Here is a 19,483-nt window from a genome sequence, read left to right as displayed (position 1 = left end):
GACTCGCTGCGGATCCGGCGAAAGCGGCACCGAGTGCACCGGGGAGAGGTGGTGACGATGACGGCAACGGCGGCAGTACCCCCGTCGACACCCCCGTCGACGACGACCGCAACCCGGCGCCGTGTGCTCACCGTGTCGGTCGCGGTCGTCCTGATGCTGGTGGGCGCGGTGCTGTCGATGTGGATCGGCACGCGCTGGACCGACCCGGCCCAGGTGATCGACGCCCTGACCGCGGGCCGGGGCCATGGCGGCGACATCGGGATCATCGTGTGGGATCAGCGAATTCCCCGCACACTGATGGCCATCGCGGTCGGTGCGGCGATCGCCCTGTCCGGTGCGCTCGTGCAGGGCCTGACCGGCAACCCGCTCGGCGATCCGGGAGTCCTCGGCATCTCCGGCGGCGCCGCATTCTTCTCCGTGCTCGCGGTCTTCCTCTTCGGCCTGCAGAGCGTGTCGGCCTACGTGTGGTTCGCCGTCGCCGGCGCGATCATCGCGGCCGCCCTGGTCTTCGGGGTGGCCTCCCTCGGCGGCGGAGGCGCCAACCCGCTGTCACTGATCCTCGCCGGTGCGGCGTGCTCGGCGTTCTTCATCGCCGGGACGACAGCGGTGATCCTGAACGATCAGGCCAGCCTCAACCAGTACCGCTTCTGGAGTGCCGGCTCGCTGGTGGAACGCGACCTCGGCATCCTCGCCGGTGTCGCGCCGCTGATGATCGTCGGCGTGGTCGTGGCCCTGGCATGCGGCCCGTCGCTCAACGTGCTCGCCGCAGGTCCGGAACTGGCCACCGCCCTCGGCGTCCGGGTCGGAATGATCCGCGGCGCATGCTTTCTCGCCCTGACCCTGCTGGCCGCCGCGGGCACCGCGGCAGCCGGACCGATCGCCTTCCTCGGGTTGGTGGTGCCGCATATCGTGCGGCATTTCACCGGACCCGACCATCGCTGGCTACTCGTGGCGTGTATGCCCGCCGGTGCCGCGCTGATGCTCGTCGCCGACGTCATCGGCCGGGTGGTCATGCGTCCCGCCGAGGTCCAGGTCGGGGTGATCCTCGCGTTCATCGGCGTGCCGGTCTACATCTATCTGGTCCGCCGCCGCCGGATGGTGCAGACATGACGGCCACCCTTCCCCGCCCCGACGAACTCGTCTGGCCGGTACCGCGCATGCGTATCAAGCGCCGAGGGGTGCTGCTGACGCTGCTGCTGGCGGCGATCGTGGTCATCGCCGCCCTCGTCGAATTGGCGTCGGGACCCTATTTCATCCCGCTGGCCGACGTGGCGCAGGTCGTGGTCGGCGGCGGCGATCGCATCGACCGGGTGACCGTGCTCGACTGGCGGATGCCGCGGGTGCTGGTCGGTCTCGGCGTGGGTGTGGCGCTCGGTGCGGCCGGTGCGATCACCCAGTCACTGGCCCGGAATCCGTTGGCCAGCCCCGATTTGCTGGGCGTCTCGATGGGCGCCTCGGCGGCCGCCGTCACCATGCTCGTGCTACTGCCCGCGGGCCTGGTGATCGGCGGGGTCACCATCGGAACACTCGGGGCCGCGTTCCTCGGCGGCATCCTGGTGTCCGTCGTCATCACCGCGCTGGCCTACCGGGGCGGCCTGGAATCGATGCGGTTGGTGCTCATCGGGGTGGGGGTCAATGCCCTGGCCACCGCCGTCATCTCGCTGATGCTGGTGCAGTCGCGTCTGGCGCAGGCCGCCGACGTCGTGTCGTGGCTGACCGGCTCACTGGAGGCCCGTACCTGGGGACAGGTCGTCCCGCTGTGGATCACCATCGGCGTCGGGATGTCGTTGATCGCGTTGGCGGCGTTCGATTTTCGGGTCACCCATCTCGGCGACGCCGTCTCCCGCGCGCTCGGTGTACCGATCCGCACCACCCTGTTGTTGCTGTGGATCCCGGCTGTGGTGATGACCGCGGCGACGGTTGCCGCGGCCGGACCCATCACCTTCGTCGCGCTGGCCGCACCGCAACTGGCCCGGCTCCTCTACCGCAGCCCCACCCCGCCGGTGATCGGCAGCGCGCTCGTCGCGGCCGCGCTCGTCCTCTACGCCGACCTCCTCGCTCGCTACGCCCTGGGATCGGCTCCGGTCGGCATCGTGACCTCCGCCCTCGGTGCGCCGTTCCTGCTCGTCCTTCTCATTCGCGTGAATCGAAAGGTGACCGTATGAGTGCGCCCACCACCGAGGCCCTGGCCGCCCGCGGCATCAGCGTCGGCTACCGCGGCACGCCGGTGATCACCAACCTGGACCTGACCATCCCGCGCGGGCAGTTGACCTGCATCATCGGCCCCAACGGCTGCGGCAAATCGACTTTGCTCAAAGCACTTTCGAGGCTGATCCCGATCTCGTCGGGTCGCGTGGAGATCGACGGACGCGCGCTCGGTGATCTCTCGACGCGAGAACTCGCCACCGCGATGGCGGTGCTGCCGCAGAGCCCGATCGCACCGGAGGGAATCCTGGTGGCCGACCTCGTCGCCCTCGGCCGCCATCCCCACCAGAGCTGGTTGCGCCAGTGGTCGGCCGGCGACGGCGACGTGGTGCACGCGGCGCTCGCCCAGACCGGCGTGGCCGACCTGGCCGACCGCACCGTCGATTCCCTGTCCGGCGGACAGCGGCAGCGCGTGTGGATCGCGATGGTGCTCGCCCAACAGACCGACACGCTGCTCCTCGACGAGCCGACGACGTTCCTGGATCTGTCCCGCAGCCTCGAGGTCCTCGACCTCATCGACGTCCTGCACACCGAGCAGCGGCGGACGGTGGTGATGGTGCTGCACGATCTGGCGCTGGCCTGCCGCTACAGCGACGAACTGGTGGTGATGCGCGACGGCGCGGTGATCACCCAGGGCGCACCGCAGGACGTGATCACCGAAGAGATGCTGTGGGAGGTGTTCGGTCTGCGCAGCCGCGTCATCGCCGATCCGGTGTCGTCGCGTCCGCTGGTGGTACCCGTCGGCGAGCGGTGCACCGACATCGTGGCGGGGGGCCGCTCAGAATCACGGGGCCGCACCGAATGACGCAGTCGTTGCCGGAATACCACGAGTCCGACACATCCACGCTGCTGCCGATCGCGACACCGCGAGAGGTGATGGCCTACCTCGGCGCCGAGTTGCGCCGGCATCTGCCGTTGAGCATCGGGGTGACACTCACCTCCGTCATCGGCGCGGGAGCCTCGCTGGTCGCGGTGCTCGCGCTCGGTTCGATCGTCGACGCGGTCCGGGCGGGCAACGACCGCGGAATCCTCGTCGACGTCGGGATCGCGGTGGTGATCGCCGCCGTGGTGACCGCCGTGTTCACCGCGCTGTCGGAGACGTTGCTCGCCACCCTGATCGCGCGCCTGCTGGCGACGATGCGCGAGCGGGTGGTGGCCGCGGTGCTGTGTCTGCCGGTCACCCGGATCGAACGGGCCGGACACGGTGACGCGCTGTCACGGGTCGGCGCCGACATCGCGGTTCTCGTCGCGGGCTCGCGCACCGCGATCCCGGCGATCTTCAGCTCGTCGGTACTCATCGCGGTCTCGGTGGCGGGGTTGTTCACCCTCGACTGGCGCTTGGCGCTGGCCGGCCTGGGCGCCGCACCGGCCTATGTCGCGGCCATGCGCTGGTATCTGCCCCGGTCCTCGCCGAAGTATCGTGAGCTCCGCACCGCCGAGGCCGATCACATCGACCGCCTCGTCGGAGGTATCGACGGGCTGACAACAGTCCGTGCCTATGGTCTCGAGACCGCCACCCGCGACCGGATCGACGCCTCGGCCCGCTCGGTACGCGACATCTCCGTCTCGGTGTTCGGGGTACTCGAACGGTTCGTCTCACGCGAGAACCGTGCCGAATTCGTCGGTCTCTCACTGATCATCGTCGTCGGGTGGCTGCTGCTGCGCGCCGGTGACGTCAGCCTCGGCCAGGTGGCCGCGGCCACCCTGCTCTTTCATCGGCTCTTCAATCCGATCGGCGCCATCCTGACCTTCTTCGACGAGGCACAGCGGTCGGGGGCGGCGATGACCCGGGTCGTCGGGGTGATCGACACCCTCGCCCCGGGAACCCGGCCGCATCTGCCGCCCGCCGAGCCGGGGCCGGTGGAGATCGTGGTGCGCGGGCTGCGACACCACTATCACGCGAACGGCGCCCCGGCCGTCGACGACGTCGATCTGACGATCCCGGCCGGCACCAGTCTCGCGCTGGTCGGCGCGTCGGGCGCCGGTAAGACCACCATCGCCTCGCTGACCGCGGGGGTGCTCACCCCGATCGGCGCGCCGCCGGATGCGATCCGCTACAACGATGTGCCGATCTCCGGTCTCGGCGAGGACCGGATCCGCGCGTTCACGAGCGTGGCGACGCAGGAGACCCACGTGTTCGCCGGGACCCTCGCCGACGATCTGCGTCTGGCACGCCCGGACGCCGACGACGAGCAGTTGTGGTCGGCGCTGGCCGAGGTGGGCGCCGATCACTGGGTCCGCGACCTCGACGAGGCCCTCGACACCCGTATCGGCTCGGGCGGCCTCGCGCTCGACCCGATGCGCGCCCAGCAGATCGCGTTGGCACGGCTGCTGTTGCGGGACACCCCGGTGGTGGTTCTCGACGAGTCGACCGCGGAGGCCGGTTCGCGCGGCGCGGCGCGGCTCGAGGCCGCGGCGGCGGCCGTCACCCGCGGACGTACCGCGTTGATCGTGGCCCACCGCCTCAGCCAGTCGGCGGCGGCCGACGCCGTCGCCGTCATCGACGGCGGCCGGGTGGTGGAATACGGCGCCCACCGAGAACTCCTCGACGCCGACGGCCGGTACGCCGCGCTGTGGCGCGTGTGGTCGAGCGCGACCGAGCACGACGGGATTCGAGAGGACGGCGCCCGATGAGCCGGACACCCGACCGTGCCGCGGTCGCCCTGCTTCGTGATGCCGTCCGACGCAATCGCGGTGCGGTGGTGGTGGGCTCGGTACTGCTGTGCGTGTACCAGGCCGCCGAGGCGGCGGTGCCGGTACTGCTCGGCGTCATCATCGATCGTGCGATGACCTCGGGTAGCTGGTGGGCACCGGTGATCTCGATCGCGGCTCTCGGCGCGGTCATCACGTGTGTGTCGGTGTCGTGGCGCACCGCCTATCGCGGGCTGCAGCGGGCCAATGCCGGACACGTGCGCCACCTGCGGGCGATGTTGTCCGCCAAGGTGATCACCGCGCGCGACAACGATTCGCCACTGTCGCGAGACGAGTACGTCACGGTGATCGCCGAGGACACCGCGCAGGCCTCCGACATCATCGAGGTGATCCCGGTGACCATCTCCTCGGCGGTCGGCGTGCTGGCCGGTGCCGTGGTGCTGACGGTGATCGATCCGCTGCTGGGCAGCGTCGCCCTGGTCAGTACGGTGGTGTTGCTGGCCGCACTGAACCTGTTGTCGCGCAAGGTTACCCACCGTACCGAGGAACAGCAGGAGCTCATCGCCCGGGCGACCGGCGCGGTGGCCGATCTGTTGCGCGGACTGCGGCCGCTGAGCGGCTTCGCCGGGCGCGGTCCGGCATATCACCGCTATCGTGCACTGTCGGCCACGACGCGTCGCCATGCCGAACACCTGGCCCGGATCTCCGGTGTGTACGAGGGCATTTCGGCCGGCGCAGCGGCACTTCTCGTCGGCGTGGTCGGTACGCTCGCCGGCGTCCGCGCATTCTCCGGCGACATCTCCATCGGCGATCTGGTCGCGGTGGTCGGACTCAGCCAGTTCATCGCCGAGCCCCTCGGGCAGCTGAGCCGGATGCCCCGCTTTGCCGCGCTGGCACGGGGTTCGGCGCGCCGGGTGGTGCTGCTGGCTTCGGGGCGCACCGGCGACGGCGGTGCCGCGGTGACCGCCACGGCGCCGTCGGACGCGGCCGACCGCACTACGCATCCCGATCTCCTCCTGCAGGTGGACACCACCGAGATCGCGGTGACCGCAGGCGCACTCGTGGCGGTCGACTGCACCACCGATCAGGCGGCACGGGTCGCCACCGCTCTCGCCGCGGGACCCGATGCACACCACGATGCACCGTCGATCTCGGTGCGCGGCATGGAACTCCGCGATCTCGATGCGGCCGGGCTCCGCAGCGTGGTGCTCGCAGATGCGCGGCATCCGGCGATCTTCGGCGGGCGCCTCGGCGCGGTCGTCCACCCCGACGGAACGCACTACGCACCCGGTTCGGAGCCGGCGGAGATCCTCACCGAATTGGGCCTCGACGAGTTGGTCGACGACGCCGCGGCCCTGCTCGATCACCCGGTCGCCGACCGCGGCGGCAACCTCTCCGGCGGGCAGCGCCAGCGTGTGGCGCTGGCCCGCGCACTCCATGCGAATCCGGACATTCTGGTACTGGTGGATCCGACCTCTGCGGTCGACGCGGTGACCTCGGCGATTGCCGCCGATACCGTCCGCCGACGCCGGCGGGGAAAGACCACTCTCGTGCTGGCCGCGAGTCCCGCGTTTCTCCGGCTGGCCGACCATGTCGTATCTTTGGAGGACAAACAAAGGCTAGGCTAACCAAATCAGGGGTGTGTGATAGTGAAGCCAATGACCGCAACTCGCGACATGGTGGGCGTGGGATTCGGACCCGGAAACCTCGGGCTCGCGATCGCCATGAGCGAATACGACGACCCGGACCACGGACCTCCGGCCCTCGATGCAGTGTTCCTCGAACGTCGCCACACGTTCGGCTGGCACCCCGGAATGCTCCTGCCCGGGACCAACATGCAGATCTCCTTCCTCAAGGACCTTGTCACCCAACGCAATCCGCGCAGCAGATTCACCTTCGTCAACTATCTGGTGGAGAAGAACAGACTGACCGGCTTCATCAACCGGCAGACCTTCACCCCCGAGAGGGTCGAATTCGCCGACTACCTGTCCTGGGCCGCCGACAACGTCGCCGCCGATGTCCGATACGGCCGCAACGTGATCGGGATCGAGCAGATCGATCCGCATGACGACGACGCCTCGGCGGGAGCACGCTTTCGCGTGGTGACCACGCTGGACGACGGATCGGTCGAGACGTACTTCACGCGTACCGTCGTCGTCGCACTCGGTCTACGAGAACGGTTGCCGGAGTGGGCTGATCGCCCCGAGCTGACCGAGAGCGGCCGGGTGTTCCACAACCACCGCTTCCTCGACCATCTCGACGCGCTGCCGAGCGACATCGCCGGATCGGAGTTCCTGGTCGTCGGCGGTGGGCAATCGGCCGCCGAGGCCATCGACTTTCTCTACACCCGAGGCGCAGGCGTCACCTCCACATTCCACGGTTACGGCTTCGCCCCCGCCGACGACAGCCCCTTCGCCAACCAGGTGTTCGATCCCTCCGCGGTGGACGATTTCTACGCCGCGTCCGAGGATGTCCGCGCCGACCTGCTCAATCGGCACCGCTACACCAATTACTCGTGTGTCGAGCCGCAATTGCTCACCACCCTGCATGATCACCACTACCGCGAATCGGTGACCGGCCAGAGCCGTCTGCGCCTGCGACGATCGACCGCGGTGACCGGGGCCGCGCTCACCGATCAGGGACGCGTGCAGGTGGAGTTGTTCGACCGCATTCATCGCACCCGCGACACCGTCACCGTCGATGCCGTCGTGTGCGCCACCGGATTCACCTCACCCGGCGTCGAGGGCATCAGCACCATCGGCGACACGTGCGTCGTGGGCCGCGACCACCAGGCGATCGTCGACGGCACCCGCATCGCGGGTCTGTTCGTTCAGGGGGCCACCCAGGGCACCCACGGCCTCGGGGCCACCCTGCTGTCCAACATCGCCATCCGGGCCGGTGAACTGCGCTCGGCCATCATCTCCGAACTGGCGCGGCCCGAACCGACCGAATCGGAGTTCGCGGCGTCGGGGCGGGGCGGGCACCACTCGCACTCGGGCATGTGACCTCACCCCACCATCCCGGCTCGATATCACCCGGTCCGACCCATAGGGTCCGTCACCACCACGGACCGATCCGCCGGCAGCGCATGGACGTGTCTCTCGCATGCCGCCGGCGCCACAGAGAGGTTGACGATGAGTTCGCTCGGTTCGAATGTCCTCACCACCATCGCCCCGGCGTCGGTGCACCAGATGCGCTCGCGCCTCGGTGACGTGGGGGCCGGGGCCACCGCGGCCACCGTCGCACTGGCCACCGCCTGGTGGGCCGCTCGTGCCGGCACGGTCGACGGTTCACCGGTCCCGGCGGTATCGCTGCGCGTCGTCGACGGCGGACGCACCGCCGGCGAGATCGGCGCCGCAACGCTGTTCGGATCGCACTCCCCCGGCGAGGTCGGCCTGGTCGACCTGGCCGGCGGGCTGGATACCGTTGCGACGCTGCGAAACCGCACGGACAATCCCGAGGACGTCGCCGTCATCGCCGAGGTGGGATCGGTGCGGGTCAGCACCCGCCTCGACGGCGACGGGCTCGGCGTGAGCATCGACGCACCCGTCTCGCCCGACGACCTCACCGACCTCCTCGGCGATCTCATCACCCACCCCGACCGCCGCCTGGACTCCGTCCGGCCCGACACCGCCGAGCAGCGTCTGCGGCGCCAGCGTCGATGGAATGACACCGACGCCCCGCGGCGACGACCGGATGTGGTGGAACTGATCGCCGAGCACGTCCGGGCCACACCGGATGCGCTTGCCGTGATTGACGACCGGCATCGATTGTCGTATCGCGAACTATGGCTTCGCGCAGCCTCTCTGGCCGATGATCTCGAACACCACGGCATCGGTGACGAGGCGCTCGTCGGGATCGCGATGGACCGTGGGGCCGACATGGTGGTGGCCATCGTGGCCGCGCTGATGACCGGTGGCGCCTTCGTGCCGGTCGACCCCGAGTGGCCCGATACCCGCCGGCGCGACGTGATCGAGCGCGCGCAGGTACGGGTGCTCGTCACCCGCCGCGGCGCGAACTCGCCCCACGACCGCGCGAATGATCCGGCGATCATCGAATTCGACTGCGATACAGAGCTACTCGACCAGGCGGTGGATCCCGTCACGCGACCGATGCGCGGGGCCGGGCTGGCCTATGTCGTGTTCACCTCGGGATCGACCGGAAAACCCAAGGGCGCCATGATCCGGCGTGAGGCCATCGTCGAGCGACTGCTCTGGCAACGCGACGAGATCCTCGGGTTCGGCCCGACCGATGCCGCATTGTTCAAGGCGCCGTTGGCCTTCGACATCTCGATCAACGAAATCCTGCTGCCGTTGATCAGCGGCGGCCGGGTGGTGGTCGCCCATGCCGGTGGTGAGCGCGATCCGCAGTATCTGCTCGATCTGATCGCCCGCGAGCACGTCACCTTCGCCTACCTGGTCTCGTCAATGCTCGACGTGCTGCTCGCACTGGCCGACGGCGGGTCGCGGCTGGACTCGTTGCGGCACGTCTGGTGCGGCGGGGAACTGTTGACGCAGGCACTGTTCCGGCGTTTCCGGGAACAACTGCAGATCCCGATGTACCACGGTTACGGTCCGGCCGAGGCGACGATCGGTGTCTCCCACGTGATCTATGCCGGCGACGAGGATCGCATGGGCCCGTCCATCGGGTCGGCGAACCCCAACACCGCACTGTATGTACTCGACGCCGAGTTGCGGCCCAGTGTGGCCGGCGAGCCCGGCGAACTATATGCGGCCGGGTTCCTGCTCGGGCGTGGATATGTGGGCCAGGGTGATCTCACCGCGGCTCGCTACGTGGCCGATCCGTTCGGGCGGCCGGGTGAGCGCATGTACCGCACCGGCGATCTGGCCCGACGCCTCGACGACGGATCGCTGGAATTCCTCGGCCGCGCCGACAACCAGGTCAAGGTCCGCGGGATGCGCCTCGAACTCGAGGACGTCGAGGCCGGGCTGGCCGAGCATCCCGACGTGCGGATGCCCTGTGTGACACTGCAGGACGGCCGCCTGATCGGCTACGTCGTCTGCCATCAGGGCCGCCACCCGAGCGGGGCGGACATCCGGGAGTGGTCGCGGTCGGCGCTGCCCGACTACATGGTGCCCGCGACGGTGATGGTGCTCGACGCGTTCCCGATGACGGTCAACGGCAAGCTGGATCGGCGCGCGCTGCCCGATCCGGACTTCTCCGAAGCACTCGGCCCGGAACCCGATCCCGCGATCGGCGAGTCCGGCGCGGAGGCCTCCCCGGCGCTGGCCGCGGTGACCGCGGCACTCGCCGGAGCCCTCGGTGTCGACCGAATCGGCCCGGACACCGACTTCTTCGACGTCGGCGGGGATTCGTTGCGCGCCATCGGGGTCCTCGGCGCACTGCGCCGAGACGGCTGGAGCGCAACGGTGTCCGACGTCTTCGACGCCCGCACGCCGCGCGCATTGGCCACGCGCGTCACGCGCACCGGCCACCAGCCTGACCCCGACGATCGTCCGGACGGCATCGTCGACGCCATGCCGATCATCCGGTGGGCGGGCGAGATCGCCGAGCACATCCACGGATTCGTGCAGGCCGTCGAGCTCCGCGCCCCGGACGATCTCGATCAGGCTGCCGCGCAGTCCATCCTGACCGCAACGGTGCGCACACACCCGGCACTCGCGGCGACCGTCGTCACCGGGCCAGGGCTGCACCTGCGGATACCGCGCGCCGAGGAGATCGGCGTCGTTCCGGTGACCGAACTGGATTCGGCCACCACGGATGAGGGTATCGAGTGGCTGACCGGACAGCTCGATCCCGCACACGGCGTGGTCTTGGCCGCCGGTCTGCGCGTGGCGGCCGACGGCACCCGCGGACTTCTCCTCGTCATCCACCACCTGGTGATCGACGGCGTGTCCTGGGACATCCTCACCGACGACCTCACGCGCGCGATGGCGGCGCGACGCGCGGGGTCACTCGACGACTCCGGTTCTCCGACACACGATTCGGCTCCACCGGTGCAGACCGAGGGCACCTCGCTGCGGCGGTGGAGCGAACTGCTCGCCGCGGCCGCACCCGGACTCGAGGCCGACCGCACCTACTTCGACGAGGTGCTCGCCCGCCCCGACACCCCGCTGGCCGACGACCCCACGCAGCTGACCGCCCGCGTGGCCGACGAGGTGACGCGGGTGCACGAGTTCGGCGGGCCGGCCGCCGAGGCACTGCTCGGCGAGGTCGTCACCGGATACGCCGCCACCGCCGAAGCGGTGTTGATGACGGCACTGTCGCTGACCTTGGCCCGGTTCCGATCAGAACAGCGGCCGTCGGATCACCATGGGGCGCACGCCCACACCCACACCCACACCCACACTCACAGCGTCATCGAACTCGAGGGCCACGGCCGCGAGACCCGCCACATCCCGACCCCGGGTGGCGGCGAGGCCGATCTGAGCCGCACCGTCGGCTGGTTCACCACGCTGTACCCGGTGCTCGTCGACCCCGGCGCCGTCGACCTCGACGACCCCGCCGAGGTGAGCCGCGCGCTCAAGGCCGTCAAAGACCAGCTCGCCGTGGTTCCCCACCGCGGAATCGGTTACGGCATCGGACGTTATCTCGGCCCAGAAGCCGATACCGCGCTGGACCGGTCGCCGCAGGTGCTGTTCAACTATCTGGGCCGGGTCGGGACCCCCGAGGCCAAGGACTTCGCGCCGCTGGGTCCGACGGGCCAACTCGGTGAACGTCGCGACCCGCGCCAACGCCTCCCCCGTGAACTCGAGTTCAACGCCATCACCGAACCCGGCCCCGACGGAGCCGTCCTGCGCACCACGATCTCCTGGGCCGCCGGGCGATTCGGCGACGACCGGATCGACCGGCTCCTCGACCTGTGGGAACGCTCGCTCCGGGCCGTGTCCGGGATCGCTGCGCTGGCATCGCATTCGGCCGGCGACTTCGCCCTCACCCCGGGCGGTGAGGTGATCCTCGATCAGGACGAGCTCGACGCCATCGACGGTCCCGGCCTCGTCGACGTGCTGCCGCTCACGCCGCTGCAGCAGGGTATGCACTTCCACAGCATCTTCGACGGCGCACAGTCGAGTATGTATGTGGAGCAACAGATCCTGACGCTGCGCGGAACCCTCGACGTCGAGCGGCTGCGGACCGCGGCCGCGATGTTGTTGCGGCGCCGCCCGACCCTGGCCGCGGCGTTCCGGACGACACGGTCGGGTCGGGTGTATCAGGTCCTCGACACCGACTGCGCCGATCGGCTCGAGTTCACCGTGCTCGACGCGGCCACCGGACCGGCGAGCATCGACGAGATCGCCCGGGCCGATCGCGACCGCGGCTTCGATCCCGAGTCGGCACCCCTGATGCGCTACACGGTGATCCCCGACGGTGACGACCACGTCGTGGTGCAGACGGTGCACCATCTGATCGCCGACGGGTGGTCGGTGCCGATCGCGTTGCGCGAGTTGTTCGCCGCTTACCGGGATACCGGCTACCTGGATGCCGGCTACGGGGATACCGGCTACGGGGATACCGCTGAACGCGACCGCACCGAGGTGCCCGCACACCGCCTTGACCGCGGTTTCGCCGGCTACCTGCGCTGGATCGCCGCCCGCCCCCACGACGCCGACGTGGCGCGCTGGCGCGACGAACTCGCCGGTCGGCTCCATCCGGTGGTGGTGGCGCCGGGCGCCACGGCATCGAGTGCGCTATCCGAGATGTCGCTCGACGCACCGGAACTCGCAACGCTGGCGGCGCGGGCCCGTGCGGCCGGGCTGCGCCTCCCCGATGTCGTGGAAGCCGCGTGGGGATTGGCGCTGCGCCGGATGACCGGTGTCGACGATGGCACCGACGTGGTGTTCGGTTCGACCGTCTCCGGGCGGGACGCACCGGTGGACGGAATCGACGACGCCGTCGGCATGTTCATCAACACCGTGCCCGTCCGCGCGCCGGGCGCGGCGCCCACCCGGCGCGCCCGCGACCTCGTCGATGGTCTCGCCGCACACCACGATCGGGTCCGCGACTGCCTGCACATCGGCCTGACCGAAATCGCCCGCACGGCCGGACGGTCGGCGGGAGAGCTGTTCGACACCCTCGTGGTGGTGGAGATCGGCACCGGAGCCGATCAGATCGACACCAGCGGAACGGGTCTGGAGATCGTCGGCATCGTCAACGACGGCGCCCCACATTATCCGCTCACGCTGGTGATCACCCCGGACGCCCCTGCACCGCTGCGACTGATCCACGACGAGTCGGTGATCCCTCGTGCTCGCGCCGAACGCATCGCCGCGCACCTCGTCACCGCGACCACGATGCTGCTGACCGATTGCACCGTCGCGGAGGTGAGTTCGGCCCTCGATGCCCCCGATGATCACGACGAGCACAACGAGCACGACGATCGGGATGATGCGACGCTCGCGCACGTGTGGAACTCGGCGGTCCGCGCGCACCATGACCGTCCGGCACTCGGCGACCTGCGGGCCCAGTCGGCCCCGGCCACCCGCACCTACGGCGAGATCGATGCCGCTGCAACAGCACTCGCCGAGCAGATCCGCCGCGCCCTACCCGCCCTGACGGCCGGTGACCCACCACCGCGCGTCGCTTTGCTGATCGAGCGCTCGAGCCGCTTCGCCGAGGCCGTCATCGCCGCGGTACTGGCCGGGGTCACCTATGTCCCACTCGATCCGTACTCGCCGCAGCAGCGCCTCGACCTCATCGTCGACGACTGCCGGCCCGCCCTGATCGTCGCCTCTCCCGATCATGCGGGGCTCGCGAAACGCATCGCCGACGACCACATCCCGGTTCTGTGCCCCGATCCCGACCGGCGCGATTCACCCGCCGAGCCGGGCGGTGCACGCCCGCAACCACATCGCGTCCGCCCCGACGACCCCGCATACATCCTCTACACCTCCGGCTCCACCGGGGTCCCCAAGGGCGTCGTGGTGACGCACCGCAACGTCGTGTCGCTGCTACGCAACGCCGAGAGCCACGTGGTGACCGGCCCCGACGACATCTGGTGCGTCGCACACTCCTTCGCTTTCGACTTCTCGGTCTGGGAGCTGTGGGCACCGCTGCGCGCCGGCGCGCTGGCCGTCGTGGTCGATCATGCGCTGACCCGCATCCCGGCCGATCTCGCCTGCGCCCTGCGCGATGCGCGGATCACCGTGCTCAATCAGACGCCGACGGCCTTCGCCGCGCTCGACGCGACCGGCGTGACGCTTCCGGATCTGCGGTACCTGATCTTCGGCGGCGAACGTCTCGAGCCGGCACTGACCGGCCGGTGGCTGGATCGGCACCCCGGTGCGGTGGCGATCAATATGTACGGAATCACCGAGACCACGGTGCACGTCACGGCGCTGACCCTCACCGAAGGTATTCGCGAGGACTCGGGCAGCCCCATCGGCCGTCCGCTCGACGGTCTGGTGACGCATGTGCTCGACGAGCAACTCCGTCCGGTGGCGGTGGGCGACACCGGCATCCTGTACGTCTCCGGACCGCAGGTGTCGGCGGGGTACCACCGGCGTCCGGACCTGACCGCCACCCGATTCGTCGCAAACCCGTTCCGTACCACTCCTTTGCGAGCCGGTGGCGACCGTCTGTACTGCTCCGGTGACGTGGTGCGGGTGCGGGCCGACGGCGGCATGGATTACATCGGCCGGGCCGATCGGCAGGTACAGGTACGCGGCTTCCGGATCGAGACGGGCGAGGTGGAGACCGCGTTACGCCGCTCCGGTGTCGCCGGCGAGGCCGCGGTCGTGGCCGTCGACACCCCCGACGGCCCGCGTCTGCGTGCAGCGATCGTCGCCGACGGCGCACCGGGCTCCGGCGGGGATCACGCGGCTCGCGCGCGGCGTGCGGCCCGGGAGTCCCTTCCGGCGCACATGGTGCCCGACGAGGTGATCGTGGTGGATGCCCTGCCGCGCACCGTCAACGGCAAACGCGACGACGACCGGCTGCGGGAACTACTCGCCGCGATCCCCGTCACCGAGATCACCGAGGTGGCAGCACCGGACAGCGGGGATCCCCACGTCCCGGACTCGCGGGTCACCGCCGTGGCGTCGGTGATCGCCGAAGCCCTCGACGTCGACGAGGTCGGCGGCGATGACGATTTCTTCATGCTCGGCGGCGACTCTATCGTGGCGATCCGGGTGGCCAACCGCCTCGCCGCGCGCGGTGTCAAGGTGACCCCGCGCGATGTGTTCCTCGGCCGGACCCCGGCACGGATCGCCGAACGCCTCGGCGCCGACGCGGTGGCCGTCATGAGCAGTGCGGCAACCGATTCCGGAGCCGGCGCGGCACCCGCGCCGACGCCCATCCTGCTCCGCCAGCACGAGTGGGGATTCCCCGGCGACCTGGTGCAGGCACGGCTGCTCCGAACGCCGCGCGGCGTCACCGCCGATCAGCTCCGCGCTGCTCTCACCGCCGTCGTCGAGGCGCACCCGATGCTCGGCGCCGTGATCACCGGCACCGAGGCCGAAGCGGCGCTGTCGATCTCGATACCGGATTCCGGTCCGGTGGCGCCGTCGGTGCGGGAGTCGGCGTCGGCCGACCCGGTCGATGCGGTGCCTGAACTGATCGGCGACATCAGCCTCGCCGACGGCCGACCGATCGCCGCCGCCCTCCTCGACGCCGGACACGGCGTGGTGCTGCTGGCCCACCATGCGGTGGTCGACAGCGTGTCGTGGATGGTCATCATCGACGACCTCGAGCAGGCCCTGCGTGGCGGGCGTCCGGCTGCGGAGCAGAGTTCGTATGCCACGTATGCGCAGCAGGTGATGCGCGCGGCCTACAGCCCCGTCATCGCATCGGATCTCGGGCATTGGCGAGACCTGCACACCACCGAGCCTCTGGTCGCGGCAACGGTATTCGACGCAGACCGGATCACCGCCCACACCGTCGAGGTCGACGGTCCGGAGGTGGTCGTCGTCGTCGACGAGGCCGCGCCCGCGCTCGGTGGGGCGGTCACCGAGGTGATCGTCTCCCTCATGCTCGCGTCGGTCGCACGTCTGCTCGGCACCGAACCCACCCTGCTCGTCGACGTCGAAGGGCACGGTCGCCCCGATCCGGGTGAGCCGGTGCGCGGCGGCGACGCGGCACTGGACTGCGGTCGCACCGTCGGATGGTTCACCCAGATCGCACCGGTGCGGGTGGCGGCCCGCGCCGACGCCGCGGTGACTTCCCGCGAACTGACCGCGGCCCTCGCCGAGAGGCCGGACCCGCTGGGCTACATGGCCTTACGCCACGTCCACGCGCGGACGTCACGACTGCTCGCCGAGGGCGGCGCACAGATCCTGGTGAATTATCTGGGCCGCGGCGAGAGCCGTGAGGTGCTGCCCACCCCGCCGCCGACCGCCCCGCCGCGCACCCCGTACGCCGTCGAGGCCGACGTCTGGGTCAGTGGGTCACCACCGCGCCTGGTGGTGCAATTCGCCGTGGCCGAGTCGATCTCGGATATCGCCGGCCAGGAGATCACCGCCGAAACGATCACCGACGCGGTGCGGAGCAGCGTCGGTGCGCTGGCCGCCGAGATCGACCGGACGGCCGATCGCGGCCCGGTGCAGGTGCCGCCGACGGTGTTGCAGCGTGGCCTGCTGTTCCAGTCACAGGTCGCGCCGTCGGGGTCGTATCACGCGCAGACCGCGTTGACCTTCGATCGGGAGATCGACCCGGATCAGCTCGCCGAGGCGTTCGCCGACGCCGTCGTCGTGCACCCGGCGATGGGCGCGCGATTCGACCTGGCCGCGGCAACACCCACCCAGTACCTACCCGGCCGTGACGAGCGCGTGCTGTTGCCGGTCGAGGTCGTCCACACCGACGACACCTCGTCCGACGAGCACACCCTGCGGGAACGTGATCGCGCACAGCCGATTCCGCTCGATCGCTCGCCCGCAGCCCGTGCGACCATCGTCCGGCGCGCAGGCCACGGTGACACGGTGTTGTTCACCTATCACCTCGCACTGCTCGACGGGTGGTCGAGGGCGCGTTTCCTCACCGAGTTCCTCGACCGGTTGCGCGATCGCGAACAGTCCGCGGTGCGTACCCCACGGCCGGCGCGGCCCGGCTTCGCCGAGGTGGCCACGCTGCTCGAGGCCCGAGATCACCGGCAGGACCTCGCGTTCTGGCGTTCGGTTCTCGGCGGGATGGTCGGGCCGACACTGCTCGGCCGGCCCGCGGCGCTCGACGCGCCGGCCCCGGCTGCCGCGGAGGAGTTGCCGCGCAAGATCATCCGCTGCCTCGACACCACCGAGACAGCCGATCTGCTCGCGGCGGGTCGTGCACACGGGGTGACGTTGACGGCGTTGGCCACTGTTGCAATGGCGTTGACCCTGAACTGGGCGACCGGTGAGTCCGATGTGCTGTTCGGGCTGTCGGTGTCGGGGCGCGATCTGCTGGAGGTGCCCGGCATCGACGAGGTCGTCGGCGTTCTGCTCAACACCGTGCCGGTCCGTGTCGAGGTCGACGCATGGCGTCCGGTCCGGGAGATGCTGCGCAGCGTCTCCGACGATCGCGCCGCGGCGATGCCGCATGACGGGGCCGATCTCGGTGCGATCCATCGCGAGCTGGGCGTCACCGCCCTCTTCGATTCGCTGGTGGTGATCCAGAACTTCCTCGATCCGGAGGCGGCCCGCGAGACCCGGGATCGGCACGGGATTCTCACCGAGGAGGCCGAGGACTCCACCCACTTCGCGCTGACGTGGGTGTTCACCCCCGGCGACGAGATGACGCTGAAGGTCGAGTATCGCGCCGAGCTGGTCGACGAGACCATGGCGACGCGGCTGGCCGACCATGTCATGGCCGTGCTGCGGGCACTCTCGCGCACCGCTCAGGCACCGGATACGCCGTTGGCCGCCCTGCCGGTGGCATCCGATCCTGCTGTGTCAGGCCCGGATCCGGCTGCGGTGGCGGCCGCGAACGGGCCGTGGTCGTCGACCGTGGTGGACGAGTTCGCCGCGGCGGTGCGCCGCGAACCGGAGTCGGTGGCACTGGTGTGCGGCGCGGTGCGGTGGAGTCTCGGGGAGCTTGCCGATCGGATCATGCGGCTGGCCGGCCGGCTGGCGGAGGCGTCGGTCGCGCCCGGCTCGACCGTCGCGATCGCGGTTCCGCGCTCCGCCGAGGTGGTCGTCGCCATCCTCGGGGTGCTGTGGTCCGGCGCGCGTTACACGCCACTGGATCTCGAGCATCCCGACGATCGGCTGCGTGCGATCTGCGACGACTGCGATCCCGACATCGTCCTGGTCTCCGACGAGTCGAGCCGTCGCATGTCGACGGTGGTTGCCGCCAACCGGCTGATGCCGGTCACCGACGATCCCGCGGCACCGGCACTCGCCGCCTCGCGCGCCCGCGCGGACGGCGACGCGTACGTGATCTATACCTCCGGGAGCACCGGAACCCCCAAGGGCGTCGTCATCGGCCACGCCGGCCTGGCCAACATGCTGGCCAATCACCGGCGTCGGATCTTCACCCCGGCGGTGCGGGCCGCCAACCGGCGATTCCGGGTGGCCCATGCCATCTCGTTCGCCTTCGACATGTCGTGGGAGGAGTTGCTGTGGCTCGCCGAGGGTCACGAGGTGCACATCTGCGACGAGGAGTTGCGACGCGACGCCACCGGGCTCGTCACCTACGTCGCCGAGCAGCGGATCGACGTCCTCAATGTGACGCCCGGACAGGCCGATCAACTCGTGGCCGAGGGACTACTCGGGGCACAGGCACACATTCCGCCACTCATCCTGCTCGGCGGCGAGGCGGTGTCGACCACCCTGTGGGCGCGGTTGCGGGCCACCGCGGGTACCCGCGGCTACAACCTGTACGGGCCCACCGAATACACCATCAACACCCTCGGCGTGGGTACCGACGAGTCGGCCACGCCGTCCATCGGACGGCCGGTGGACAACACCGAGGTGATGATCCTCGACAAGTGGCTGCGTCCGGTTCCCGACGGGGTGGCCGGCGAGTTGTACGTCACCGGTGTCGGATTGGCTCGCGGCTACCTCCATCTCGCGGCCCGGACCGCTGCGACGATGGTGGCGTGCCCGGCCGGCGCCGCCGGTGAGCGGATGTATCGCACCGGAGATCTGGTGCGGCGCAACACCGACGGCCTGATGGACTATCTCGGCCGCACCGACGACCAGGTGAAGATCCGCGGCCATCGCGTCGATCCCGGTGAGGTGTCGGCGGTGGTGCTCGAGCGGTTCGCCGACCGCGTCCGCGATGCGGTGACGGTTGCCCGCGACGGGGTGCTGTGCTGTCATCTGGCGGCCGACACCGACGATCCGGCGGCTCTGATCGGTCTGGTGCGCAACGGTCTGCGCGATGCGCTGCCCGATTATCTGGTGCCCACCCGGTTCTCGGTGCAGGAGCGGATTCCGTTGACAATCAACGGCAAGATCGACCATGCGAAGCTCGGCGCCGGAGAGCTCGTCGAGTCCGGCGGCCGCCCATTGGCCGGGCCGCAGGAGGAGCTCGTCGCCGAACTGATGGCCGAGGCCCTCGACTGCGACGATCTCGAGGTCGATGTCGACTTCTTCGCGGTCGGCGGCCATTCGATGTCGGCGGTTCGGCTGGCCGCGCTGCTGCGTGGCGAGTTCGGCCGGCCGGTCTCGGTACGGGAGGTCTACGAGCTTCGGACCGTCTCGGCGATCGCCGCCGAATTCGGATGAGACACAAT

Annotated in this window: 7 protein-coding genes; all 7 read left to right on the top strand. The window is 69.9% G+C overall.

The genetic code is table 11. From position 1 onward, the window contains the following. Positions 1 to 57 precede the first annotated feature (57 nt). Positions 58 to 1,110 carry a FecCD family ABC transporter permease gene (locus J6U32_RS05785; RefSeq protein WP_244332640.1) on the top strand — a complete coding sequence of 351 codons (1,053 nt, stop codon included), beginning with the start codon at positions 58 to 60 and terminating at the stop codon, positions 1,108 to 1,110. Then, positions 1,107 to 2,165, top strand: a complete 1,059-nt coding sequence (locus J6U32_RS05780; protein WP_006369470.1) for a FecCD family ABC transporter permease — start codon at positions 1,107 to 1,109, stop codon at positions 2,163 to 2,165. Before J6U32_RS05785 ends, J6U32_RS05780 begins: the two co-directional genes overlap by 4 nt. Then, entirely contained in the window at positions 2,162 to 3,010 is an 849-nt protein-coding gene (locus J6U32_RS05775; RefSeq protein WP_208793942.1) for an ABC transporter ATP-binding protein, read from the top strand. The genes J6U32_RS05780 and J6U32_RS05775 overlap by 4 nt, the downstream gene beginning before the upstream one ends. After that, complete coding sequence (locus J6U32_RS05770) at positions 3,007 to 4,839, top strand: ABC transporter ATP-binding protein (protein ID WP_208793941.1); 1,833 nt, start codon at positions 3,007 to 3,009, stop codon at positions 4,837 to 4,839. The genes J6U32_RS05775 and J6U32_RS05770 overlap by 4 nt, the downstream gene beginning before the upstream one ends. Next, on the top strand, positions 4,836 to 6,485 hold the full coding sequence (locus tag J6U32_RS05765) for an ABC transporter transmembrane domain-containing protein (RefSeq protein WP_208793940.1): 1,650 nt from the start codon (positions 4,836 to 4,838) through the stop codon (positions 6,483 to 6,485). Before J6U32_RS05770 ends, J6U32_RS05765 begins: the two co-directional genes overlap by 4 nt. 30 nt (positions 6,486 to 6,515) lie before the next feature. Continuing rightward, positions 6,516 to 7,862, top strand: coding sequence for a lysine N(6)-hydroxylase/L-ornithine N(5)-oxygenase family protein (locus tag J6U32_RS05760; RefSeq protein ID WP_208793939.1), 1,347 nt, complete (start codon positions 6,516 to 6,518; stop codon positions 7,860 to 7,862). Between the two features lie 129 nt (positions 7,863 to 7,991). Continuing rightward, entirely contained in the window at positions 7,992 to 19,475 is an 11,484-nt protein-coding gene (locus J6U32_RS05755) for a non-ribosomal peptide synthetase (protein WP_208793938.1), read from the top strand. The last annotated feature ends 8 nt before the right edge of the window (positions 19,476 to 19,483 follow it).

The sequence above is a fragment of the Gordonia polyisoprenivorans genome (assembly GCF_017654315.1).
Lineage (GTDB): Bacteria > Actinomycetota > Actinomycetes > Mycobacteriales > Mycobacteriaceae > Gordonia > Gordonia polyisoprenivorans_A.
This window is presented reverse-complemented; position numbering and strand designations above follow the sequence as displayed.